The 24,344-nt window shown below is 75.1% G+C and carries 10 protein-coding genes and 1 pseudogene; 7 read left to right on the top strand and 4 right to left on the bottom strand.

What is annotated here, in order from left to right:
- Window positions 1-234: LexA family protein (locus tag PUR71_RS11910; RefSeq protein WP_329926870.1), on the top strand; the 234-nt coding region annotated here is incomplete at its 5' end.
- Window positions 235-530: 296 nt separating this feature from the next.
- The gene (locus tag PUR71_RS11905) at window positions 531-1,946 is read left to right on the top strand and encodes a wax ester/triacylglycerol synthase family O-acyltransferase (protein ID WP_329926868.1); all 1,416 of its coding nucleotides are present in this window, start codon (window positions 531-533) and stop codon (window positions 1,944-1,946) included.
- 34 nt (window positions 1,947-1,980) lie between these two features.
- On the opposite strand, the gene PUR71_RS11900 is transcribed toward PUR71_RS11905, so the two are convergent.
- Entirely contained in the window at window positions 1,981-2,637 is a 657-nt protein-coding gene (locus tag PUR71_RS11900) for a hypothetical protein (protein ID WP_329926866.1), read from the bottom strand.
- Window positions 2,637-3,332 (bottom strand): hypothetical protein, encoded by a 696-nt coding sequence (locus PUR71_RS11895; protein ID WP_329926864.1) that lies wholly within the window; start codon window positions 3,330-3,332, stop codon window positions 2,637-2,639. The genes PUR71_RS11900 and PUR71_RS11895 overlap by 1 nt, the downstream gene beginning before the upstream one ends.
- Window positions 3,333-3,366: 34 nt before the next feature.
- Here PUR71_RS11895 and PUR71_RS11890 point away from each other — a divergent pair.
- Window positions 3,367-3,702: pseudogene (locus PUR71_RS11890) on the top strand (IS21 family transposase); the annotation flags it as partial.
- On the opposite strand, the gene PUR71_RS11885 reads toward PUR71_RS11890, so the two are convergent.
- Window positions 3,617-4,042, bottom strand: coding sequence for a hypothetical protein (locus PUR71_RS11885; RefSeq protein WP_329926874.1), 426 nt, complete (start codon window positions 4,040-4,042; stop codon window positions 3,617-3,619). The pseudogene PUR71_RS11890 and the gene PUR71_RS11885 sit on opposite strands and share 86 nt — an antisense overlap.
- 942 nt (window positions 4,043-4,984) lie before the next feature.
- Between PUR71_RS11885 and PUR71_RS11880 the strand changes: the two genes are divergently transcribed.
- From PUR71_RS11880 to PUR71_RS11870, 3 genes are all read left to right on the top strand, one after another.
- Window positions 4,985-5,374: a ribonuclease domain-containing protein gene (locus PUR71_RS11880; RefSeq protein WP_329926862.1), complete on the top strand. Its 390-nt coding sequence runs from the start codon at window positions 4,985-4,987 to the stop codon at window positions 5,372-5,374.
- A gap of 191 nt (window positions 5,375-5,565) precedes the next feature.
- Window positions 5,566-5,970, top strand: coding sequence for a VOC family protein (locus PUR71_RS11875; protein WP_329926860.1), 405 nt, complete (start codon window positions 5,566-5,568; stop codon window positions 5,968-5,970).
- Window positions 5,971-6,285: 315 nt separating this feature from the next.
- Window positions 6,286-7,323 carry a GDP-mannose 4,6-dehydratase gene (locus PUR71_RS11870; protein ID WP_329926858.1) on the top strand — a complete coding sequence of 346 codons (1,038 nt, stop codon included), beginning with the start codon at window positions 6,286-6,288 and terminating at the stop codon, window positions 7,321-7,323.
- Between the two features lie 53 nt (window positions 7,324-7,376).
- Here the strand turns inward: PUR71_RS11870 and PUR71_RS11865 are convergent, their stop codons facing one another.
- On the bottom strand, window positions 7,377-7,691 hold the full coding sequence (locus PUR71_RS11865; protein WP_329926856.1) for a hypothetical protein: 315 nt from the start codon (window positions 7,689-7,691) through the stop codon (window positions 7,377-7,379).
- A 273-nt stretch (window positions 7,692-7,964) separates the two neighbouring features.
- Here PUR71_RS11865 and PUR71_RS11860 point away from each other — a divergent pair.
- The coding region (locus PUR71_RS11860) for a type I polyketide synthase (RefSeq protein WP_329926872.1) at window positions 7,965-24,344 on the top strand (16,380 nt) is incomplete at its 3' end.

Here is a 24,344-nt window from a genome sequence, read left to right as displayed (position 1 = left end):
TCGATGATCGAGGCCGCCATCTGCGACGGCGACTGGGTCACCGTGCGCCGCCAGCCGGTCGCCGAGAACGGCGACATCGTGGCCGCGATGATCGACGGCGAGGCCACCGTCAAGCGGCTCAAGCGCGAGGACGGCCGGATCCGGCTGATGCCGCACAATCCCGCCTACGAGCCGATCAACGGCGACAACGCGACCATCCTGGGCAAGGTCGTGGCGGTCATGCGCCGCCTCTGAGCAGGGCCGCACGTTACCGGCCCGGGCGGAACCAGGCCTACGGCGCCGACTCCTCCTGGGCAGGCGCTCGACCAGGCAGACGGTGGCAGACTGCGCCACGGGCTGAGCGCGTACCGGGACATGCCGGCGGGCGTGGCCTCGCAGCCCGCTGACCTGCAACGAGATCCGATGCCTGTTCGCAGCCCTCTTCGCGGCCGGAAGCCGACGGTGGCGGCAACTCTTCACCGAGTCGGGCCTGCGGGACAATTGAAGTACGACAGGCATGGTGCTGATCTTCGTCCTGGGCGGGGTGAATCATGGGCACGTCAATCGGTGCGCCCGGCCGGGGCCCGGTCATGGAACGGTTGGCCCCGCAGGATCTCATGTTGCTGTGGTTGGACGATTTCGGCTGGCCCGAGGTCATCGGTGCCCTCGCCATCCTCGACGGCGCCAGGCTCCTCGATTCAGATGGTCGCTTCCGGGTCGAGGCAGTGCGGGAGGTGGTGGGAAGCCGCCTGTCTCGGGTCCCTCGCTTCCGTCAGCTCCTCTACGTACCCCGGCGCGGGCTCGGCCGGCCGCTGTGGGTCGACGCCCCGGCCTTCGATCTCTCCGAGCACGTCCGGGTCCTCCCCTTCGCCGCTCCCCCGGATGAGGCTGGTCTTCTTCACGCTGTCGAGCACGTGCGGGCGCTCCCTCTGGACAGGTCGCGGCCTCTGTGGGAGATGTGGTTCCTGCCCGGCCTGACCGGCGACCGGGTGGCCATGTTCATCAAGGTGCACCACACGATCGCCGACGGCGCGGCGGGCGTGGCTCTGCTCGGCGTGTTCCTCGATCCGAGCGCCGATGCGCCGACGGTGCCCGACCGGCCATGGACCCCGGCGCCGGCGCCCTCCCGCCGCGACCTGTTCGACGACAACCTCCGTGGGCATGTCCAAGCGACGGAAGGCACGCTGTCGAAGCTCCGCCGACCCGCCACCACGCTGCACCAAGCCCGGGACAAGTGGCCCGCGGTGCGCGAGAACTACTTCAAAGGGCGAGCGCCGCAGACGAGCTTCAACATCCCCGTTGGCCCGCACCGCACGCTCGCGCTCGTCCGCAGCCGTCTCGACGCCGTCGAACAGATCGCTCACAGCCACGAGGTGAAGCTGAACGACGTCCTGATGGCGGCCGCCGCCGGCGGTCTTCGAGACCTCCTGCTCAGTCGCGGGGAGCGCGTCGAGGGCTTGGTCCTGCGGGCCTTTGTGCCCGTCTCCCTGCACCAGGAGGGATCCGGCAGGGCACGCGGCAACCGGTCCGGAATGATGTTCGTTCCGCTTCCGATCGGTGAGCCCGATCCGGTTCGCCGACTGCGGCTGGTAGCCGCCGCGAGCGCTCGACAAAAGCACTACGTCGTCGGCCCGCCCGAAGGAATCCTCGGCCGCAACCGCGTCATTCAGCGGGCCATGATGCGCGGCCTCGGCCATCAGCGCTGGGCGAACCTCTATGTCGGGAACATCTTCGGCCCCCCGGTCCCGCTCCACCTGGCCGGAGCGCGGATCACCGAGATCTTCCCAGTGGTGCCGATCACCGGGAACCTCACCCTCGCCATCGCCGCGCTGTCCTACGCCGAGCAGTTCAACATCGGCGTTGTCGTCGACGCGAACGCCTGTCCCGACCTCGAGGTCCTCGCCGACGGCGTACGGAACCATCTGCAAGGGTTCGGGTCCTCCCGGCCACATGCCGAAGCGGGGTAACGGGCAGAGGCACCGTGCTGCCCGGGCAATAGCGTCACCGGTCCGGCAGCATGTCCGGCGGAGCAACTCGGGCACGCTGTTCGGCCGCCGCCCGGATCGCTCGGAGCGTCCCGCGCAGAACGACGCCGACGCCTGCGGAGACGAGCGTCCAGTAGCGGCCGAAGCGGGCGGTGGATTCCGGGTCGGTGCAAGCGGTACGCGCCTCGTAGGTGAGCAGGGACCGCCGGGTGCCGTACGGATGGACCACGAAGGCGGCCGCCATCTTCGCCCAGCCGACCTCGTCGAACGACGCGAACTCCTCCGGTTCGACCCGCCGCCACTCGATCGAGGCCTGCCACGGCTTGCCGACCGCCCCGAAGACGAGCTCACGCCCCGGACTCTCGCCCAGCGCCACCCAGGGCTGGTCTTCCCACGCATTCCCGGCACCGGCGAACAGGTCGGCCACGCGCATCGACGGTGGGGTTGGGGCAGGCCCGCCGCGCAGTCGGTCCGGCAGCCCTCGCGCCCACATGGCCGCGTTGAGGAGTGGGGAGTCGAGGGTGAGCAGGTCCAGCCCGCGCGCCGCCTCGTAGGCCACGGGGGGTGCTGCGGCGAGGGCCACGTATGCGAGGCGGGAGAATCCGAACTCGGGCAGCGCACCGTCCAGCAGCAGCGCGCCGCCGATGGGACGGAGGGTGGCGTCGGTGCTCATCACGGCCTCTCAGGATGTCCGGGCACGGCCCGTCGGAGCCGCGCGCGCAGGTTGTGGAACTGGCGGGTCTGCATGACGAAGTGGGCGGGTTCCCAGAACAGCAGGTCGATCGGTCCGGTGAGCACACGCGGGCGGCTCCGGCCGTGCGTGCGGACGACCAGGCGACTGTTCGCGCCGGCGGGTTCGAGGTGGAAGCCCCAGGCCGAGCTGACGAACGCCCGCGGCGGGCGTTCCTCGGTCGGGTCAAACGGGCGGCCTGACGGTATCCTCGTATCGTCCCGTAGCACCAGGGTCCGTTCCGGCACGAGTACCGCGACGGTGAACCAGGCGCGACCACTGGACACCGACGTAAGCCGTTGCCCCACCGCCAGGCTCTGCCACTCGGGGACGACGCGATCCACACTCGGCCGTCCGCCGTTGTCCAGCCGGTCCCAGCTGTACCAGCCGCCGCGGTCGCAGCCCATCTGCACCAGCCATGGCCACACCTTCGACGGCGGCGCGGGCAGGGTCGTGGCCATGGTCGAGCCGGTGTCAGCACCGGGAATGAGCTCATCCCCGGGATAGGACCGCGCAGCCTCCTCGCTCGTCGCGCCCCAGGTCAGCATCCTCGGCCGCAGGAGCAGACCGTGCAGGACCAAGGCCACCGCAGCGGAAGCGACGGCGGCCGGCCCGACCGTGGCTCGGTGTTCGTGCACACTTCGACAGTTACTCAACCGACTCACTGACGCCATCGGACTGCTGCGCTGCAGCGGAGGTGACCTCACCGGGAGTTACCGGAAGGCGGCCGAGCCGTCCGGCCGCGACCACCACACGGTGCGTCGGTATGTGCAGCTGCGCGGGCAGGGGGTCGACCCGACCGAGCGGGCGGTGCGGTCGAAGCTGACCGACGACTTCCTGCCGAAGGTCGAGGAACTGGTCGAGCGGTCCCGCGGCAGGGTCGGTGCCGACGCTGTTCACAAGAAGATCGCCGCGATGGGCTTCACCGGGACCGATCGCACCACCCGGCGGGCCGTCGCGGCGGCGAAGGAGTCCTATCGGGCGGCGGCGCGTCGGGGGCCTCGGCCCGCGGGGTCGGTTGCGTCTGCTGGCAGATGTCGGACGAGGAGAGCACGGTGAGGCTGATCGAACGGCTCAGACGGAAGCGCGAATCCCGGAGGCCGGCGCTTTGTGCCAGCAGGTGGTGGCAACTGCCGGGCTGCACGTCCAGGACCAGGGGGGCGCTGCCGATCCCGCACCACCAGGAGAGTCGGACCCGGTGGGTCCCGGGCGCGACCAGGAATTCAACGCTTGTTCCGACGCGGATCCTGCCCGCGACCGCGCCGTCGATCAGCACCCTGAGGGTGGACATCGATCCTTCCAGCCCCTCCACCATGCGGTAGAGGGTGATGATCCCGTAGGCGGACACGGGCCGACTCCTCGCTGCAGACCTCTCCCCGGCGACACTCCGGGCCTGACATTATCCGCCGTGCCGCGCCGCGAGCGGCAGTTGTCGATCAGTCAGCCGAGTCCGCTCGGTCGCTCGCTCGGCCCGGCTGCGGGTATCCCGAAGGCGCCGATGACGGCAACCGCACCCTCCACCGGGGCGCGGGCCTGGACCGCGGCTGGACGGAGCGCGACATCGACGGCCTGGACGGCTGGGTGGCCCCGGCGCCGCTCGCCGCGTGGTCGTCCGGGGCGCCGTCGGCCAGTCGTCGTTGCCCGCGCTGGTGCTCGCTGTCCATGCCCGGATCGCCCGGGGCGGGTGGCCGGAATCGCGGCCGGTGCGCGGGCCGAGGCGGGCCGACCGGCGGCGCTCCGCGCTTCGGCCGGACGGTCAGTGGTCACGGCCACCGCCCTGCTCGGCCTGGGTCAGGACGCCGGGTCCCCTGTCCGCGAGGCCGCCCCGACGGTGTTCCCTCTGCCGGGCGCGGCCGCCACGGCCGAGCGCGACCAGTCGCCCGTCCGGACTGAACGCCACCGCGTACGGCTTACCCACCGTTGCCCTGGGTGTGACGGGTCGTTGAACCTGGGGGTGTCCCGCTTGGGCATCCACCTGGTGTCATGCGTTCATGGGGCCTGGAGCTTCCATCCCCCGGGGTGCCGGGTTCTCGACACCGCGCCGGGGTCGGCTGGTATGTGCACACTGGCCGGCCCGGACGGGCCTTCGGGCGCCGCCGGGACCGTGCGAGGGCCCCTGTCCGTCTCGTCGCGGCGCCGATTGCCCGGGGGCCACCCGCAGGGCGAGCAGCCCGAGCTCGCGGTGCGCGTCTGACGTGCTCAAGTCGCTCGTGGATAGCCTGAGTTACCCGGAAGTGAAGACTTGTCGCGGGGCTTCCGTGACGGCCGGGGGCTCGCCACACTCGTTGGCATGACCAGCACTCTACGCGCGTGGAAGACTGCTGCCTCCGCCGCCGTCGTCGCCCTGACCGCCCTCGCCCCCGTCGTCGTCGCCACCGAGGCGAACGCCGCCGTGAGCGGCAACGTGTGCGTCTCCGCCCTGCCCCCGCAGGCCAGAACGACGCTCGACCTCATCACCTCCAACGGGCCGTTCCCGTACCGCCAGGACGGGATCGTCTTCCGGAACAACGGCGGCGTGCTGCCGCGCCAGTCGTACGGCTACTACCACGAGTACACCGTGGTGACCCCGGGCGCGCCGACGCGCGGCGCCCGGCGGATCGTCACGGGCAAGCGCAGCCACGAGGACTACTACACCGGCGACCACTACGCGACGTTCCGGCTGATCAACTTCGGCTGCTGACACCGGCGTCGTCTCTCGTCCCCGGCGCGGCCACCGGCCCGCCGGGGACGTTCGCGCGCCCTCCCGGGCGGGCCGGGCGCTCGACGATCGGCGCCGCGTGGCATAGGGTCCTGGACGCGGCATCGCGTGTCGGTCACCGGCTGGGTGAGGCATGGAGGTGTCCGCGAGGTGCCTTACGGAGGCATTCGCACATGTCGGTCGAGTTGAACCACACCATCGTCCACGCCCGGGACAACCGGGAGTCCGCCGAGTTCCTGGCGGGGATCCTGGGCCTCGAAGTCGGGACCGAGTGGGGCCCGTTCGTCCCCGTCGCCACGAGCAACGGCGTCACGCTGGACTTCGCGAGCATCCCCGAAGCGTCGATCACCATGCAGCACTACGCCTTCCTCGTCTCCGACGACGAGTTCGACGCGGCGTTCGAGCGGATCCGGCGAGCCGGGATCACGTACTACGCCGACCCGCACATGAAGCAGCCGGGCGAGATCAACCACCACCACGGCGGGCGGGGGCTGTACTTCCTGGATCCCGCCGGCCACGGCATGGAGATCATCACCCGCCCCTACGGCAGCCATGGGACGACGGCGCCCGAGTCCTGAGACGGGGCCGGCCCGGCCCGCCGCACGGCGGGCCGGGCCGGCCGTCGTTCACGTGCGGGCGAGGACGGCGGCGGGGGCCGCGAGGCGGGTGTCCGGTGTATCGGGCGGCGGTAGCAGGAATACCCGGCCGGCGCCGGGGCGGGCGGCCCGACACCGGAGGGAACCGTCGGCGAGGTGGGCGCGGTGGAAGAACTGGGGAAGCAGGCGCACGCGGACGCCGTGATCCGGCCGGAAGTCTCGCAAATTCCTTAGCCGTGCCTCTGGTTCGCTGGCTGTGCCGAGAACGGCCCGCGAGCAGTGGCTGAAGGGGAACGGATGTCCAAGCGTGCACTGATCACCGGGGTGACCGGACAGGACGGGTCGTACCTGGCCGAACACCTCATCTCCCTGGGGTACGAGGTCTGGGGCCTCACCCGGGGACAGGCGAATCCGCGGAAGGACCGGGTCAGCAGGCTGATCCCGGACCTGCGGTTCGTCGACGGGGACCTCATGGACCAGGGCAGCCTGGTCTCCGCCGTCGACTCGATCCAGCCCGACGAGGTCTACAACCTCGGGGCGATCTCGTTCGTGCCGATGTCCTGGCGCCAGCCGGAACTCGTCACCGAGGTCAACGGCACCGGCGTGCTGCGGGTGCTCGAGGCGATCCGGATGGTGAGCGGGATCAACAAGCCGGCCGCGACCGCGGGCGGTCCCGGGCGGATCCGGTTCTACCAGGCCTCCAGCTCCGAGATGTTCGGCATGGTGGCGGAGACCCCGCAGAACGAGCGGACCATCTTCCACCCGCGCAGCCCGTACGGCGTGGTGAAGACCTACGGTCACTACATCACCCGCAACTACCGGGAGTCCTACGGGATGTACGGCGTCTCGGGGATCCTGTTCAACCACGAGTCGCCGCGCCGCGGGGCCGAGTTCGTGACCCGCAAGATCTCCCTGGCCGTCGCGCAGATCAAGCTCGGCCTGCAGGACCGGCTGATGCTCGGCAACCTCGACGCCGTGCGCGACTGGGGTTTCGCCGGGGACTACGTGCGGGCGATGCACCTGATGCTCCAGCAGGACGAGCCGGGCGACTACGTCATCGGCACCGGGCGGATGCACTCGGTGCGGGACGCGGCGCGGATCGCCTTCGAGTGCGTGGGGCTGGACTGGGAGCAGTACGTCGTGGTGGACCCGGGGCTCGTGCGGCCCGCCGAGGTGGAGACGCTCTGCGCCGACGCAGGCAACGCGCGGGAGAAGCTGGGCTGGGAGCCGAAGGTCGACTTCGCGGAGCTCATGCGGATGATGGTGGAGTCGGATCTGGAGCAGGCGCGCGTCGCCCGCGACTACGGCGAGGTGCTGGCCGGCGCCCGGTGGTGACACCGGCCGGGGAACGGTGAAAGGGCGGTGGGGACCTTGAAGTCCCCACCGCCCTAGCGTTGTTCGAGGGCCGGCCCGCTCGGCGGCCGGGAAAGTTCCAGGATCGCCAGCGCGATCCCGGCGCCCTGGTCGCCCAGGTGGGCGGCGTAGCGGCGCAGCATGGCGTTCTCCTGCGCGAGGCTGGTGGTGGGCAATCCGGCGGCGCGGCGGCTGAGTTGGTGGCCGCGGGCCAGCCGGATGCGGTGGACCAGCTGGGCGATCAGCTGCTCGTCGAGCGCGCTGAGCTCGGCCGCGGCCGGGTCCGCGCCGCCCTCGGCGGAGGGCCGCGGCACTCTCGGTGCGTCGCCGTGCGGGATGGGTTCGGGCATGGCGGTGATCCTCGTCGACGTCGGGGCGCCGCGCCCGGTCGGGCCGCACCCATGGCTCGCGCAACTGACGATCCAGCCGAACGGCCCGGCAATTCCCTAGAGTCCGAAGGCCCTTGGAGCAAGATCGAGAGAACCTAGGGAAATTCGGCGCGGCCCCGGCCGAGACTGGGCGCTGGAGTGCGGGAATGCGAGCGCCGCGCGTGCCGGGCACGCGGGCCGTCCTCAAGCGGATCCCTGCCGTTCGCCGGTCTTCCAGGATGGGTTGCGTCGATGATGGACAAGGAACAGAAGCTCCGGGACTACCTCAAGCGGGCCAGCGCGGACCTCCAGCGCTCCCGGCAGCGGGTGGACGAGCTGGAGGCGGCCGCCCGGGAACCGATCGCCATCGTGGGGATGAGCTGCCGCTTCCCCGGCGGGGTCGCGGCTCCCGAGGACCTCTGGGCGATGCTGGTCGCCGGCGAGGACGGGATCACCGGGCTGCCCGCGGACCGCGGGTGGGAGCTCGACCCGGCGGACGGTCCGGTCGACGTCCGGGGCGGGTTCCTGCAGGGCGCCGCCGACTTCGACCCGGGCTTCTTCGGCATCTCGCCGCGGGAGGCGCTGTCCATGGACCCGCAGCAGCGCGTGCTGCTGGAGGCGTCCTGGGAGGCCATCGAGCGCGCGGGCATCGACCCGAGCAGCGTGCGCGGCACCCGCACCGGTGTGTTCGTCGGCGCGATGCCGCAGGACTACCGCACCGGGCCGGACGACGACGTCCAGGGCTTCGTGCTGACGGGCAACGCGACCAGCGTGATCTCGGGCCGTCTCTCCTACGTCCTCGGCGCCGTCGGCCCCGCCGTCACCGTCGACACCGCGTGCTCGTCCTCGCTCGTCGCGCTCCACCTGGCCGCGCAGTCGCTCCGCGCGGGGGAGTGCGGCATGGCGCTCGCCGCGGGCGTCACCGTCATGTCGACCCCCACCACCTTCGTCGAGTTCGCCCGCCAGGGCGGCCTGGCCTCGGACGGCCGCTGCCGCTCCTTCGCCGACTCCGCGGACGGCACCGGGTGGGCCGAGGGCGTCGGCGTGCTCGTCCTGGAGCGGCTGTCGGTGGCCCGGCGCAACGGGCACCGGGTGCTGGCCGTCGTGCGCGGCACCGCCGTCAACCAGGACGGCGCCTCCAACGGGCTCACCGCGCCCAACGGCCCGTCCCAGCAGCGCGTCATCGAGCAGGCGCTGCGCAACGCGCGGCTCTCCGCCGACCAGGTCGACGCGGTCGAGGCACACGGCACCGGCACCGTCCTCGGCGACCCGGTCGAGGCCCAGGCGCTGCTCGCCACGTACGGGCGCGGGCGCGACCCGCAGCGCCCGCTGCTGCTCGGCTCGGTGAAGTCGAACCTGAGCCACACCCAGGCCGCCGCCGGCATGGCCGGGGTGATCAAGACGGTGCTGGCGCTGCGGCACGAGCTGCTGCCGCGCACCCTGCACGTGGACGAGCCCTCCACGCACGTCGACTGGGAGTCCGGCGCCGTCCGGCTGCTGACCGAGGCGACGCCGTGGCCGCAGGGCGCCGAGCCGCGCCGGGCGGGCGTCTCGTCCTTCGGCCTCAGCGGCACCAACGCGCACGCCATCATCGAGGAGGCCCCGGCGGCGGAGGAGGCGCCGCACGCGGAGGAGACCGTCGACGCCGGGACGCTGCCCTGGCTGGTCTCCGGCCGCACCCCCGAGGCGCTGCGCGCCCAGGCCGAGCGGCTCGCCGCGTTCCTGGCGGCGGACGCCGAGGGCTCCGACACCGACCTCGCCCACGCCCTCGCCACCACCCGGGCCGCCCTGGAGCACCGAGCCGTCGTCACCGCGGCCGGCCGCGCCGAGGCCGTCGCGGTGCTCACCGCGCTCGCGGACGGCGAGGGCGACGGCCGGGCCGTGATCGGCACGACGCAGGGCCGCGGCAAGCTCGCCTTCCTCTTCGCCGGCCAGGGCTCGCAGCGCCTCGGCATGGGCCGTGAACTGGCCGCCCGCTTCCCGGTGTTCGCCGCCGCCCTGGACGAGGTGCTGGCCGAGTTCGACCCGGCCCTGCGCGAAGTGATCTGGGGCGCCGACGAGGAGGCGCTGAACCGCACCGGACACGCCCAGCCCGCTTTGTTCGCCGTCGAGGTCGCGCTGTACCGGCTGCTGGAGTCGTGGGGCGTGCGCCCGGACTTCCTGGCCGGCCACTCGGTCGGCGAGATCGCCGCCGCGCACGTCGCCGGGGTGTTCACCCTCGCCGACGCGTGCGCCCTGGTCGCCGCCCGCGCCCGCCTCATGCAGGCCCTTCCGGCCGGTGGCGCGATGATCGCGGTGCAGGCGGGCGAGGACGAGGTCCTGCCGCTGCTCGGCGACGGCGTGTCGCTGGCCGCCGTCAACGGCCCGCAGGCCGTCGTCGTCGCCGGTGAGAGCGCCGCGGCCGAGGCCGTCGGCGCGCACTTCGCCGAACTCGGCCGCAAGGTGCGGCGGCTGCGCGTCTCGCACGCCTTCCACTCGCCGCTCATGGACCCGATGCTCGAGGAGTTCCGCGCCGTCGTCGCCGGGCTCGACCCGCAGGCGCCCGCCATCCCGGTCGTCTCCACGCTCACCGGCACGCTCGCCACCGTCGAGCAGCTCACCTCCGCCGGCTACTGGGCCGAGCAGGCCCGCCGGGCCGTCCGCTTCGCCGACGCCACCGCCTGGCTCGGCGGCCACGGCGCCACCGTCCTCCTCGAACTCGGCCCCGACGGCTCCCTCGCCGCGCTCGCCCAGGGCGCCCTCGACGAGCCGGTGACGGCGCTCGCCGCGCTGCGCCCCGGCCGGGACGAGACCGAGGCGCTCACCGAGGCCCTCGCCGGACTGCACGTGCGCGGGGTCCCGGTGCGCTGGGACGCCTACTTCGAGGGCACCGGCGCCGGCCGCGCCGACCTGCCGACCTACGCCTTCCGGCACAAGCGCTACTGGCCGAAGACCGCGCTCTCGCGCACCGGGGACGTCCGCGCCGCCGGGCTCGGCTCGGCCAACCACCCGCTGCTCGCCGCCGCCGTCTCGCTCGCCAACACCGACGGCCTGCTGCTGACCGGCCGGCTCTCGCTGCGCACCCACCCGTGGCTGGCCGACCACGCCGTCGACGGCACCGTCCTGCTGCCCGGCACGGCCTTCCTGGAACTCGCCGTGCGCGCGGGCGACGAGGTCGGCTGCGAGCGCGTCGAGGAGCTGACGCTCACCGCGCCGCTGCCGCTGCCCGAGCAGGGCGGCGTGCAGGTGCAGGTGTGGGCCGGCCGGGCCGACGCGAGCGGGCGGCGCACCGTCGGCGTCTACGCCCGGCCCGAGGGCGACGAGGACGCCCCGTGGACGCAGCACGCCGACGGCATCCTCGCGGCGGGCGAACCCGACCTTGCCGCAGGGGAGTTCACGCAGTGGCCGCCGGCCGGCGCCGAGGCGCTGGACCTGGACGGCCTGGACGAGCGCCTCGCCGGCGCGGGCTTCCGCTACGGCCCGGCGTTCCGCGGGCTGCGCGCGGCCTGGCGGCGCGGCGAGGACGTGTTCGCCGAGGTCGCGCTGGACGAGGGCGCGAGCGGCGAGGCGGGCGCGTTCGGGATCCACCCGGCGCTGCTGGACTCGGCGCTGCACGCGACGGCGTTCCTCGGGCTCGGCGGGGTGCCGTTCTCCTGGCAGGACGTCAGCCTGCACGCCGCGGGGGCGTCGGTGGTGCGGGTGCGGCTGTCCGCGACCGGGGAGGACTCGGTGGCGATCGAGGTCGCCGACGCGGCCGGTGGCCCGGTCGTCTCGGTCGGCTCGCTGCTGCTGCGGGCGCTCCCGGCGTCGGCCGGCGCGGGCGCCGGGCCGGTGCGGGACGCGATGTTCGAGCTGCGCTGGTCCCGGCCGCGCGGCGGCGCGCAGGCGCTCGCCTCGGTGGCCGTCCCGGACGTGGACCCGCTCGGCCTCGGCGTGCCGGCGACGGCGGGTGAGGGCCCGGCTGACGTGGTGCTCGTGCCGCTCGCGGGCGACCCGGCCGATCCGGTCGGCTCGGCCCACGCGCTGGCGGCCCTGGCACTGACCCGGGTCCAGGAGTGGCTCGCGGGGGACGTGCACGGCCGGCTGGTCTTCGTCACCCGCGGGGCGGTCGCCACCACGGCGGACGACGAGGTCACCGATCCGGCCGCGGCCGCCGTGTGGGGCCTGGTGCGCTCCGCGCAGGCCGAGCACCCGGGCCGGTTCGGCCTGATCGACCTCGACCCGGCCGGTGGGCCGCTGCCCGAGCGCGCGTTGGGCGGCGACGAGCCGCAGCTCGCCGTACGCGACGGCGCCGTGCTCGCGGCCCGGCTGGCCCGCGCGGGCGCGGTGGCCGCTGCGGAGGCCCCGCAGGCTCCCCAGGGGGCCGGCCAGGCCGCCGGGGCCCCGCTGCCCGGGCGGGAGCCCGGCCGGGGTGAGCCCGGTGTCTCGCGGACGACCGAGCGGTCCGGGCCGGTCGCCGGCACCGCGTGGAACCCGGACGGGACCGTCCTCATCACCGGCGGCACCGGCGGCCTCGGCGCCGTCCTCGCCCGGCACCTGGTGGCCGAGCACGGCGTCCGCCGCCTCGTGCTCGCGAGCCGCCGCGGCGCCGCCGCCGAAGGCGCCGCCGACCTGGTCGCCCGGCTCACCGAGGCGGGCGCCGAGGTCGCCGTCGAGGCGTGTGACCTCACCGACTGCGCCGCCGTCGAACGCCTGGTCGCGGGCGTGCCCGCCGCGCACCCGCTGACCGCGGTGGTGCACGCCGCCGGGGTCCTCGACGACGGCGTCGTCGAGCAGCTCACCCCCGGGCGGCTCGCCGCCGTCCTGCGGCCCAAGGCCGACGCCCTGTGGCTCCTCCACGAGGCCACCCGCGGGCTCGACCTCGCCGCGTTCGTCGTCTTCTCGTCCTTCTCCGGCACCGTCGGCGCGGCCGGCCAGGCCAACTACGCCGCCGGCAACGCCTTCGCGGACGCGCTCGTGCGCACCCGCCGCGCCGCCGGACTACCCGGGCTCTCGCTCGGCTGGGGCCCCTGGGCGCCCGTCGGCGGCCCGAGCGGCGGCATGGCCGGCGGGCTCACCGACACCGACCTCGAGCGCCTCGCCCGGCTCGGCACCCCGGCGCTCTCCGAGGCCGACGGCACCGCACTGTTCGACGCCGCCCTCGCCCGCCCCGAGGCCGTCCTGCTGCCCGTCCGCCTCGACCTCCCGGCGCTGCGCGCCAAGGGCGAGGTGCCGCCGCTCCTGAGCGGCCTGATCCGCACCCCCGCCCGGCGCGCCGCCGTGACCGCCACCGAAGCGTCCGGCGCCCTGACCCGCCGGCTCGCCGGGCTCGACGAGCGCGCCCGCACCGAGGCCGTCGTCGACCTGGTCCGCGCCCAGGTGGCGGCCGTCCTGCGGCACGCCGACGCCGCCGAGGTCGACCCGAACCGCCCGTTCCAGGACCTCGGCTTCGACTCGCTCACCGCCGTCGAGCTGCGCAACCGCCTGAGCGCGGCCACCGGGCTGCGCACCTCCGCGACCGTCGTCTTCGACTACCCGACCGTCACCGCCCTCGCCGGGCACGTCCTGGACGGCCTGACGGGCGCCCAGGCGCCCGCCGCCGCGGCCACCGTACGGGCGGCGGCCGACGACGACCCGATCGTCATCGTCGGCATGAGCTGCCGCTACCCCGGCGGCGTCGCCTCGCCCGAGGACCTGTGGCGCCTGGTGCGCGAGGGCACCGACGCGATCTCCGGCCTGCCCACCGACCGCGGCTGGGACGTCGAGTCGCTCTACCACCCCGACCCGGACCACCTCGGCACCAGCTACACCCGCTTCGGCGGCTTCCTGCACGAGGCCGCCGACTTCGACCCGGGCTTCTTCGGGATGAGCCCGCGCGAGGCGCTGGCCACCGACGCCCAGCAGCGCCTGCTGCTGGAGGCGTGCTGGGAGGCGGTCGAGCGGGCCGGGATCGACCCGGTGTCGCTGCGCGGCAGCGGCACCGGCGTGTTCGCCGGCGTGATGTACAACGACTACTCCGCGCTGCTCGCGGGCGGGCGCTTCGAGGGCCACCAGGGCAGCGGCACCTCGCCCAGCATCGCCTCCGGCCGCGTCTCCTACACGCTCGGCCTGGAGGGCCCGGCCGTCACCGTCGACACCGCGTGCTCGTCCTCGCTCGTCGCCATGCACTGGGCGATGCAGGCCCTGCGCGCCGGTGAGTGCACGCTCGCCCTGGCCGGCGGTGTCACCGTGATGTCCACCCCGACCTCGCTGATCGAGTTCTCCCGCCAACGCGGCCTCGCCCCGGACGGGCGCTGCAAGGCGTTCTCCGACCGGGCCGACGGCGTCGGCTGGTCCGAGGGTGTCGGCGTGATCGCGCTGGAGCGCCTGTCCGACGCGCGCCGCAACGGGCACGAGGTGCTGGCGGTCGTGCGCGGCTCCGCCGTCAACCAGGACGGCGCCTCCAACGGGCTCACCGCGCCCAACGGGCCGTCCCAGCAGCGCGTCATCCGCCAGGCCCTGGCCACCGCCGGGCTCGCGACGGCCGACGTCGACGTCGTCGAGGCGCACGGTACCGGCACCTCCCTGGGCGACCCGATCGAGGCCCAGGCCCTGCTCGCCACCTACGGCCAGGACCGTGAACTGCCGCTGCTGCTCGGCTCGGTGAAGTCCAACCTCGGCCACACGCAGGCCGCCGCGGGCGTCGCGGGCGTGATCAAGATGGTGCTGGCGATGCGGCACGGCGTCGTGCCCCGCACCCTGCACGCGGCCGAGCCGTCCTCCCACGTGGACTGGGACGAGGGCGCGGTGGAGCTGCTGACCGAGGAGGCGCGGTGGCCGGAGACGGGGCGCCCGCGCAGGGCCGGCGTGTCCTCCTTCGGCTTCAGCGGCACCAACGCCCACGTGATCCTCGAACAGGCCCCCGCCGCCGTCGTGCGGGAGACCGCCCCGGCCGTCGCCGAGCCCGTCCTGCTGTGGCCGCTGGCCGGCCGCAGCCCGGCCGCGCTGCGCGACCAGGCCGCCCGCCTGCGCGCCTTCGCCGCGGCGGACCCGGACGCGGGCCCGGCCGACCTCGGTCTCTCGCTGGCCACCACCCGAACCGGCTTCGACCACCGCGCCGTCGCCGTCGGCGCCGACCGCGACGAGCTCCTCGCCGCCCTGGCCGCCCTCACCGCGGGCGAGTCCGCCGCCGGCCTGGTCGCGGGCGAGACCGGCGCCGGAAAGCTCGCCGTGCTGTTCGCCGGCCAGGGCGCCCAGCGCCTCGGCACCGGGCGCGAACTCGCGGAGCGCTTCCCGGTGTTCGCGCAGGCACTGGACGAGGTGCTGCGCGAGTTCGGGCCCCGGCTCGAGCGCCCGCTGCGCGAGGTCCTCCACGGTGACGACGAGGAACTGCTGAACCGCACCGGCTGGGCGCAGCCCGCGATCTTCGCCGTCGAGGTCGCCCTGTTCCGCCTGGTCGCCTCGCTCGGCGTGCGCGCCGACGTGCTGCTCGGCCACTCCGTCGGCGAGATCGCCGCCGCGCACTGCGCCGGGGTGCTGTCGCTCGCCGACGCCTGCGCGCTCGTGGCCGCCCGGGCCCGGCTCATGGACGCGCTGCCCGAGGGCGGCGCGATGGTCTCCGTCGAGGCCACCGAGGACGAGGTGCTGGCGCACCTGGTGCCCGGCGTGTCCGTCGCGGCCGTCAACGGGCCGCGGGCCGTGGTGATTTCCGGCCTGGCGGACGAAGTCCTGCGCATCGCCGGGGAGTTCGCGGCCGAGGGCCGCCGGACCAAGCGGCTGCGGGTCTCGCACGCCTTCCACTCGCCGCTGATGGAGCCGATGCTGGAGGAGTTCCGGCGCACCGTCGCGGAGCTGGAGTTCCGCGCGCCGGCCGTCCCGATCGTCTCCGACACCACCGGCGAGCTCGCCACCGAGGCCGAGCTGTGCTCGCCCGAGTACTGGGTCGAGCACGTCCGCCGGGCCGTGCGCTTCGCCGACGGCGTCCGCGCCGCCCGCGCGGCCGGCGCCGCCACCTTCCTCGAACTCGGCCCGGACGGGGTGCTGTCCGCGCTCGCCGAGGAGGTCCTGGCAGAGGACTCCGCCGTGGCGGCCGTCCCGCTGCTGCGCGCCGGCCGCCCCGAGGAGCGGACCGCCGCCCTCGCCCTGTCCGCGCTCCACGTGCGCGGCCACGCCCTCGACTGGGCCGCGCTGTACGCGGGGACCGGCGCGCGCCGCACGGGCCTGCCCACCTACGCGTTCCAGCACGAGCGCTACTGGCCCGAGGCCGATCCCGACGCCGCCCACCCGTCGCCCGCCGACCCCGCCGACTCCGCGCTGTGGAGCGCCGTCGAGCGCGGCAGCGCCGCCGAACTCGCCGGCCTGCTCGGCCTGCGCGACGAACAGCACGCCGGCCTCTACGCCCTGCTGCCAGCCCTCGCCGACTGGCGCCGCACCCGGCACGAGAAGGCCATGCTCGACGCGGCCCGCTACCGCGTCCACTGGCGGCCCGTCCGCCCGGCGGCCGCGCCCGTACTGGACGGCACCTGGCTGGTCGTCACCACGGACGCCGTCGACGACACCGAGCTCCTCGACGCCCTGCGCGGCCACGGCGCCCGCCTGGAGCGCCTGGCGCTCGACGAGGACGGCCGCGACCGCGCCGAACTCGCCCGCCGGATCGAGGAGTACGGCGAGCTGAGCGGCATCCTGTCGCTCGTCGCCCTGGCCGACCGGCCCGTCCCCGGGCCCGGCCTGCCGGAGGGCGTCGCGCTCGGCGTCGTCCTCGCCCAGGCCCTCGGCGACCTGCGCTCGGCCGCGCCGCTGTGGACCGTCACCCGCGGCGCGGTCTCCACCGGGCCCGCCGACCCGCTCACCAACCCCGTCCAGGCCGCCGCGTGGGGCCTCGGCCGGGTCGCCGCCCTGGAGCGCCCGCAGGCGCCGGGCGGGCTGGTCGACCTGCCGCCGGTGCTGGACGCGCCGACCGTGCAGGGCCTCGTCGGCGTCCTCGCCGGCAGTCAGGAGGTGCGGCGCGAAGCGCTTCCCAAGAAGGGTGGTGGCGGGCGACGGGCGGGCGCGGGAGAGGACCAGATCGCGCTGCGCGGCAGCGCCGCCTACGGCCGCCGCCTGGTGCGGCACGTCGTCGACGAGCTGTCGCGCGCCGAGGAGTTCACCGTCGAGGGCACCGTCCTCGTCACCGGCGGCACCGGCGCGCTCGGCGCCGAGGTCGCCCGCTGGCTGGCCCGCGGCGGCGCCCGGCACCTCGTGCTCACCGGCCGCCGCGGCCCGGACGCCCCCGGCGCCGCCGAACTCGTCGCCGAACTCGCCGAGCACGGTGCCACCGCGGCCGTCGTCGCCTGCGACGTCGCCGACCGTGACGCGCTCGCCGCCGTCCTCGCCGGCGTCCCGGCCGAGCACCCGCTGACCGGCGTCGTGCACGCCGCCGGCGTCGGCCAGGCCACCCCGCTCTCGGACACCCCGGTCGCCGAGGTGGCCGCGCTCACCGCCGCCAAGCTCCAGGGCGCCGCCCACCTCGACGCCCTCCTCGCCGACCACGACCTGGACTTCTTCGTCCTGTTCTCCTCCGTCGCCGGCATCTGGGGCAGCGCCGGCCAGAGCGCCTACGCCGCCGCCAACGCCTACCTCGACGCCCTCGCCGAGAACCGCCGCGCCCGCGGCCTGACCGCCACCTCGATCGCCTGGGGTCCGTGGGCCGGCGCCGGCATGGCCGCCCACGAGGCCGTCTCCGACGGACTGCGCCGCCAGGGCCTGCGCTTCCTCGCCCCGGAGACCGCGCTGACCGAGCTGCGCCGCGCGATCGTCCACGAGGACGTCGCCGTGACCGTCGCCGACGTCGACTGGGAGCGCTACGCCCCGGTCTTCACCGCCGCCCGCCCGAGCGTCCTGTTCGACGAGCTGCCCGAGGTCCGCGCCCTCGTCCGCGGCGCCGCGACCGACGCCGGGGCCTCCTCCGACCTCGTGCGCCGCCTGCGCGGCCTGGGCGAGGCCGAGCGCGACCGCCTGCTCGTCGACCTGGTGCGCCGCGAGGCCGCCGCCGTCCTCGGCCACGGCTCCGTCGACGGCGTGCCCGAGAAGCGGGCCTTCCGCGACGCCGGGTTCGACTCGCTGACCGCCGTCGAGCTGCGCAAGCGCCTCGCCGCGCTGACCGGCCTGCCGCTGCCCAGCACGATGGCCTTCGACCACCCGACGCCGGTCGCGCTCGCCGCGTTCCTGCGCGGCGAACTGCTCGACGGCCCGCAGGACGTGACGGCGCCCCCGGTCGCCGCCGCCGACCCCGACGAGCCGATCGCCATCGTCGGCATGGGCTGCCGCTTCCCCGGCGGCGCCGGCAGCCCCGAGCAGCTGTGGCGGCTCGTCGCCGAGGGCACCGACGCCATCTCCGAGTTCCCGGAGAACCGCGGCTGGGACACCGGCCTCCACGACCCCGACCCGGACACCCCCGGGCGCACCTACTCCACCCAGGGCGGGTTCCTGCACGAGGCCGGCGAGTTCGACGCCGCGTTCTTCGGCATCTCCCCGCGCGAGGCCCTCGCCATGGACCCGCAGCAGCGCCTGCTGCTGGAGACCACCTGGGAGGCCCTCGAATCCGCGGGCATCGACCCGACCTCCGTCCACGGCAGCGCCACCGGCACCTTCATCGGGTCCACGTACCAGGAGTACGGGCTCGGCATGGACGACAGCTCCGCCGGGCACGCCGTCACCGGAACCAGCCCGAGCGTGCTCTCCGGGCGCCTGGCCTACCTGTTCGGCCTGGAGGGCCCGGCCGTCACCGTCGACACCGCGTGCTCCTCCTCGCTCGTCGCGCTGCACCTGGCCTGCCAGTCGCTGCGCGGCGGCGAGAGCTCCCTCGCACTCGCCGGGGGCGCCACCGTCATGACCAACCCGAACGCCTTCATCGCCTTCAGCCGCCAGCGGGCCCTCGCCGCCGACGGCCGCTGCAAGGCCTTCGCCGAGGCCGCCGACGGCATGACCCTCGCCGAGGGCGTCGGCGTCGTCGTCCTGGAGCGGCTCTCCGACGCCGAGCGCAACGGCCACGAGGTGCTCGCCGTCATCCGCGGCTCCGCGATCAACCAGGACGGCGCCTCCAACGGGCTCACCGCGCCCAACGGGCCCTCCCAGCAGCGCGTCATCCGCCAGGCCCTGCACAACGCCGGCCTCACCCCCGACGACGTCGACGCCATCGAGGCGCACGGTACCGGCACCGCCCTCGGCGACCCGATCGAGGCCCAGGCCCTCCAGGCCGCCTACGGGCGCGACCGCGACCCGCAGCGCCCCCTGCTGCTCGGCTCGGTCAAGTCCAACATCGGCCACACCCAGTCCGCGGCGGGCGTCGCCGGCGTGATCAAGATGGTCCAGGCGCTGCGCCACGGCGTGCTCCCGGCCACCTTGCACGCCGACGAGCCGTCCTCGCACATCGACTGGACGCCGGGTACCGTCACCCTGCTCAACGAGGCCACGCCGTGGCCGGCCGGCGAGCGGACCCGCCGCTGCGCGGTGTCCTCCTTCGGCATCAGCGGCACCAACGCGCACGTCGTCCTGGAGGAGGCGCCGGCCGCGCCCCCGACGGCCACCGCCGAGGCCCCCGGCGGCGTCCTGCCGTGGGTGCTCTCCGCCCGCACCCCCGCCGCCCTGCGCGCCCAGGCCGCGCGCCTGGCCGACCACCTCGACGCCGAGCCGGACCTGCGCCCGCACGACGTCGCCCACACCCTGCTCACCACCCGCGCCCTCCTCGAGCACCGCGCCGTCGTGCTCGGCGCCGACGCCGCCGAGCTGCGCTCGGGCCTCGCCGCACTCGCCGCCGGCGCCTCCGCTCCCAACGCCGTCCAGGGCCTCGCCGAGGACGGCGGCCGCACCGTCTTCGTCTTCCCCGGCCAGGGCTCCCAGTGGGCCGGCATGGGCGCCCAGCTGCTCGACGAGTCGCCGGTGTTCGCCGGGCGCATCGCCGAGTGCGCGGCGGCCCTGTCCGCGCACGTCGACTGGTCGCTGCTCGACGTGCTGCGCCAGGCCGAGGGCGCGCCCGCCCTCGACCGCGTCGACGTCGTCCAACCCGCGACCTTCGCCGTCATGGTGGCCCTCGCCGAGGTCTGGCGCGCCCACGGCATCCACCCGGACGCCGTGGTGGGCCACTCCCAGGGCGAGATCGCCGCCGCCGTCGTCGCCGGGGCGCTCTCCCTGGAGGACGGCGCCCGGGTGGCCGCCCTGCGCAGCCGGCTGATCGGCCGCGTCCTGGCGGGCTCCGGCGGGATGGTCTCCGTGCCGCTGTCCGCCGAAGAGGCGCAGGAGCGGCTGCGCCCGCGCTTCGGAGGGCTCTGCGTCGCCGCCGTGAACGGGCCGCGGACCGTCGTCGTCGCCGGTCCGGCCGGCGAACTCGACGAGCTGATGGCCGAGTTCGAGGCCGAGGGCGTGCGCGCCCGGCGGATCAGCGTGGACTACGGCTCGCACTCCGCCCAGGTCGAACTGCTCAGGGACGACCTGCTGACCGACCTCGCCGCCGTGCGGTCTCGCGCCGCCGAGGTGCCGTTCTTCTCCACCGTCACCGGCGACTGGCTCGACACCACCACCATGGACGCCGGCTACTGGTACCGCAACCTGCGCAACCCGGTCCGCTTCGACCCGGCCGTGCGCGAGCTGATGGCGCAGGGCCACGGCCTGTTCGTCGAGGTCAGCCCGCACGCCGTGCTCACCATGGCGATCGAGGCCACCGCCGAGGACCGCGGCGACCGCGCCACCGCCGTCGGCACCCTGCGCCGCGACAACGGCGGCGCCGACCGCTTCCTCGCCTCGCTCGCCGAGGCCTTCGTCCGCGGCGGCCGGGCCGACTGGTCCGCCCGTACCGCCGGCGGGCGGCGGGTGCCGCTGCCCACCTACGCCTTCCAGCACGAGCACCTGTGGGCCGTCGCGCCGCGCCCCGGCGGGGAGCCGGAGGACGGCGAGTTCTGGAGCGCCGTCGAGGAGGCCGACGTCGAGGCGCTGGCCGCCCGGCTGCGCATCGACAGCGGCGCGCTCGCGCCCGTGCTGCCCGCGCTGTCCGACTGGCACCGCCGCCGCCGGGAGCGCTCGACGGTCGAGTCCTGGCGTTACCGGGCGACGTGGAAGCCGCTGGCCAGCGCGTCCGCCCGCCTGGACGGCACCTGGCTGCTCGTCACCGCCGATGACGGAGAGGGCGAGGACGTCGCCGAGGCGCTCACCGCGCACGGCGCGACCGTCGAGCGGCTCGTCCTGGACGGCACCTGCACCGACCGCCGGCGGCTCGCCGCACGTCTCGAACCCACCGCGCCCGCGGGCATCGTCTCGCTGCTCGCCACCGCCGAGCGGCCGAGCGAGCTCCACCCCGCCCTGCCCGAGGGCGTCGCGCTCACCCTCGCCCTGATCCAGGCACTCGGTGACGCCGGCCACGACGCGCCGCTGTGGTGCCTCACCCGCGGCGCCGTCGCCGCCGGGCGCACCGACAAGGTGATCAACCCGGTGCAGGCGCAGGTCCACGGCCTCGGCTGGACCGCCGCCCTGGAACACCCGCAGCGCTTCGGCGGCGTCGTCGACCTGCCCGACGCGCTCGACCGGCGCGGCGGCGAGCGGCTGGCCGCCGTGCTGGCGGCCCGCGCCGAGGACCAGGTGGCGATCCGTCCCTCCGGCGCCTTCGCCCGCCGCATCGTGCGCGCCGAGGCCGCCGCCCGCCGCGAGGCCAGGCCGCTGCGCGGCACCGTCCTCATCACCGGCGGCACCGGCACCCTCGCCCCGCACCTGGCCCGCCGCCTCGCCGCCGAGGGCGCCGAGCGGATCGTGCTCACCAGCCGGCGCGGCGCCACCGCGCCGGGCGCCGCCGAACTGCTCGCCGAACTCGCCGCCGCGGGCTGCGCGGCCGAGATGGCCGCCTGCGACCTCACCGACCGCGACGCCGTCGCGGCGATGCTCGCCGACCTGGCCGCCGCTGGCCACGAGGTGCGCACCGTCATCCACACCGCCGCCGTCATCGAGCTGCTGTCGATCGAGGAGACCACCCACGAGGCCTTCGCCAAGGTCCTGCACGCCAAGACCGCCGGCGCCCGCCACCTCGACGAGCTCCTGCCCGACGACCAGCTCGACGCCTTCGTGCTGTACTCCTCCACCGCCGGCATGTGGGGCAGCGGCCGGCACGCCGCCTACGTCGCCGGCAACGCCTACCTCAACGCGCTCGCCGAGCACCGCCGCGCCCGCGGCGGCCGGGCCACCGCGATCTCCTGGGGCATCTGGGCCGACGACCTGAAGCTCGGCCGCGTCGACCCCGGCCAGATCCGGCGCAGCGGCCTGGTGTTCATGGACCCCTCGCTCGCCCTGGACGGGCTGCGCCAGGCCCTGGACGCCGACGAGCACGTGCTCGCGATCGCCGACGTCGACTGGGAGCGCTACCACCCGGTCTTCACCTCCGGCCGCCCGACCGACCTGTTCGAGGACGTGCCCGAGGTGCGCCGCCTCACCGAGGCCGCCGAACGACCGGCCGGGGACGGCGAGTTCACCGCCCGGCTGCGCGCCCTGCCGGCCGCCGAACAGGAGCGCCGCCTGCTGGACCTGGTCCGCGCCGAGGCGGCCACCACGCTCGGCCACGCCTCCCCGGACGTGCTGTCCGAGCAGCGGGCCTTCCGCGACGTCGGCTTCGACTCGCTGACCGCCGTCGACCTGCGCAACCGCCTGGCCGCCGCGACCGGGCTCACGCTGCCCAGCACCCTCGTGTTCGACCACCCGAACCCGCTCGCCCTGGTGCGTTTCCTGCGCGAGAAGATCGCCGGCACGGCCGGTGGCGGCCCCGCCCCCGCGGTGACGGGCGCCGCGCCGGACGAGCCGATCGCCATCATCGGCATGAGCTGCCGCTACCCCGGTGGAATCGCCTCGCCCGAGGACCTGTGGCGGCTCGTCACCTCCGGCGAAGACGCCATCACCGAGTTCCCGGCCGACCGCGGCTGGGACACCGAGGGCCTGTACGACCCGGACCCGGACGCCCCCGGCCGCACCTACTCGGTGCGTGGCGGCTTCCTGCAGGGCGTCGCCGACTTCGACGCCGCGTTCTTCGGCATCTCCCCGCGCGAGGCCCTCGCCATGGACCCGCAGCAGCGTCTCCTCCTGGAGACGGCCTGGGAGGCCATGGAGCGCGCCGGCCTCGACCCGGCCGCCCTGCGCGGCAGCCTCACCGGCACCTTCATCGGCGCCAGCTACCAGGACTACAGCCCCGGCGAATCCGCCCAGGACGGCGCCGAGGGCCACCTCGTCACCGGCACCATCCCGAGCGTCCTGTCCGGGCGCCTCTCGTACACCTTCGGCTTCGAGGGCCCGGCCGTCACGCTCGACACCGCGTGCTCGTCCTCGCTCGTCGCGCTGCACCTGGCCTGCCAGTCGCTGCGTAACGGCGAGAGCTCGCTCGCCCTGGCCGGTGGCGTCAGCGTGATGGCCACGCCCAACGCGTTCGTCGGCTTCAGCCGTCAGCGCGCCATGGCCGTCGACGGCCGCTGCAAGGCCTACGCGGAGGCCGCCGACGGCATGAGCCTCGCCGAGGGCGTCGGCCTCGTCCTGGTCGAGCGACTCTCCGACGCCGAGCGGCTCGGCCACCCGGTGCTCGCCGTCCTGCGCGGCTCCGCCGTCAACCAGGACGGCGCCTCCAACGGCCTCACCGCGCCCAACGGGCCCGCGCAGCAGCGCGTGATCCGCGCCGCGCTCGCCGGCGCCCGGCTCGCCCCGGGCGAGGTCGACGCGGTCGAGGGCCACGGCACCGGCACGAAGCTCGGCGACCCGATCGAGGCGCAGGCGCTGCTCGCCACCTACGGCCAGGACCGCGAACGGCCGCTGCTCCTCGGCTCGGTGAAGTCCAACATCGGCCACACCCAGATGGCCTCCGGTGTGGCCGGCGTCATCAAGACCGTGCTCGCGCTGCGCAGCGGCGTGCTCCCGGCCAGCCTGCACATCGACCGGCCGTCCACGCACGTCGACTGGACGGAGGGTGCCATCGAGCTCCTCGCGGAGGCGCGCGACTGGCCCGAGACCGGGCGTCCGCGCCGGGCCGCCGTCTCCTCCTTCGGGCTGAGCGGCACCAACGCGCACGTCATCCTCGAGCAGGCGCCCGCCGTCACCGGGGCGCCGTCTGGGGCCGCTGCGCCGACGGACGGCGGCACCGTGCCGTTCACGCTGTCCGCCAGGACCGACGAGGCCTTGCGCGCCCAGGCCGGGCGGCTGCTGACCGCGCTCGACGAGCGGCCCGAACTACCGCTCGCCGACCTGGCGTTCTCCCTCGCCACCACCCGCGCCGCGCTCGACCACCGCGCCGCCGTCACCACCGGCGACCGGACCGAGCTCCGGCGCGCCCTCGCCGCCCTGCGCGACGGCCTGCCGGACGCCGCCCTCGTCACCGGCCGGGCGGCCGGCGGCGGCCTGGCCTTCCTGTTCACCGGCCAGGGCAGTCAGTACCCCGCCATGGGCCGCGAGCTGTACGACCGGTACCCGGTGTACGCGGAGGCACTCGACGCCGTCCTCGCCCGCTTCGACCTCGGCTACGAACGGCCCGTCCGGGACGTCCTGTTCGCGGAGGACGGCCAGCTCCTCGACGACACGGGGTATGCGCAGCCGGCGCTGTTCGCGCTGGAGGTGGCGCTGTTCCGGCTGGTGGAGTCGTGGGGTCTGCGGCCGGACTTCGTGGTGGGGCACTCGATCGGTGAGGTCGCGGCGGCGCACGTGGCGGGGGTG

It is taken from the genome of Streptomyces sp. SP17BM10 (assembly GCF_036322405.1).
Lineage (GTDB): Bacteria > Actinomycetota > Actinomycetes > Streptomycetales > Streptomycetaceae > Kitasatospora.
Note: the sequence above shows the minus strand (reverse complement) of the source record. Positions and strands in the feature narration are given on the sequence as shown.

Bases quoted from the DNA above. Each gene is read 5' to 3' on its own strand.
- PUR71_RS11900 (WP_329926866.1), bottom strand. From the start codon at position 2,637: ATGAGCACCGACGCCACCCTCCGTCCCATCGGCGGCGCGCTGCTGCTG.
- PUR71_RS11865 (WP_329926856.1), bottom strand. From the start codon at position 7,691: ATGCCCGAACCCATCCCGCACGGCGACGCACCGAGAGTGCCGCGGCCC.
- PUR71_RS11875 (WP_329926860.1), top strand. From the start codon at position 5,566: ATGTCGGTCGAGTTGAACCACACCATCGTCCACGCCCGGGACAACCGG.
- PUR71_RS11870 (WP_329926858.1), top strand. From the start codon at position 6,286: ATGTCCAAGCGTGCACTGATCACCGGGGTGACCGGACAGGACGGGTCG.
- PUR71_RS11880 (WP_329926862.1), top strand. From the start codon at position 4,985: ATGACCAGCACTCTACGCGCGTGGAAGACTGCTGCCTCCGCCGCCGTC.
- PUR71_RS11905 (WP_329926868.1), top strand. From the start codon at position 531: ATGGGCACGTCAATCGGTGCGCCCGGCCGGGGCCCGGTCATGGAACGG.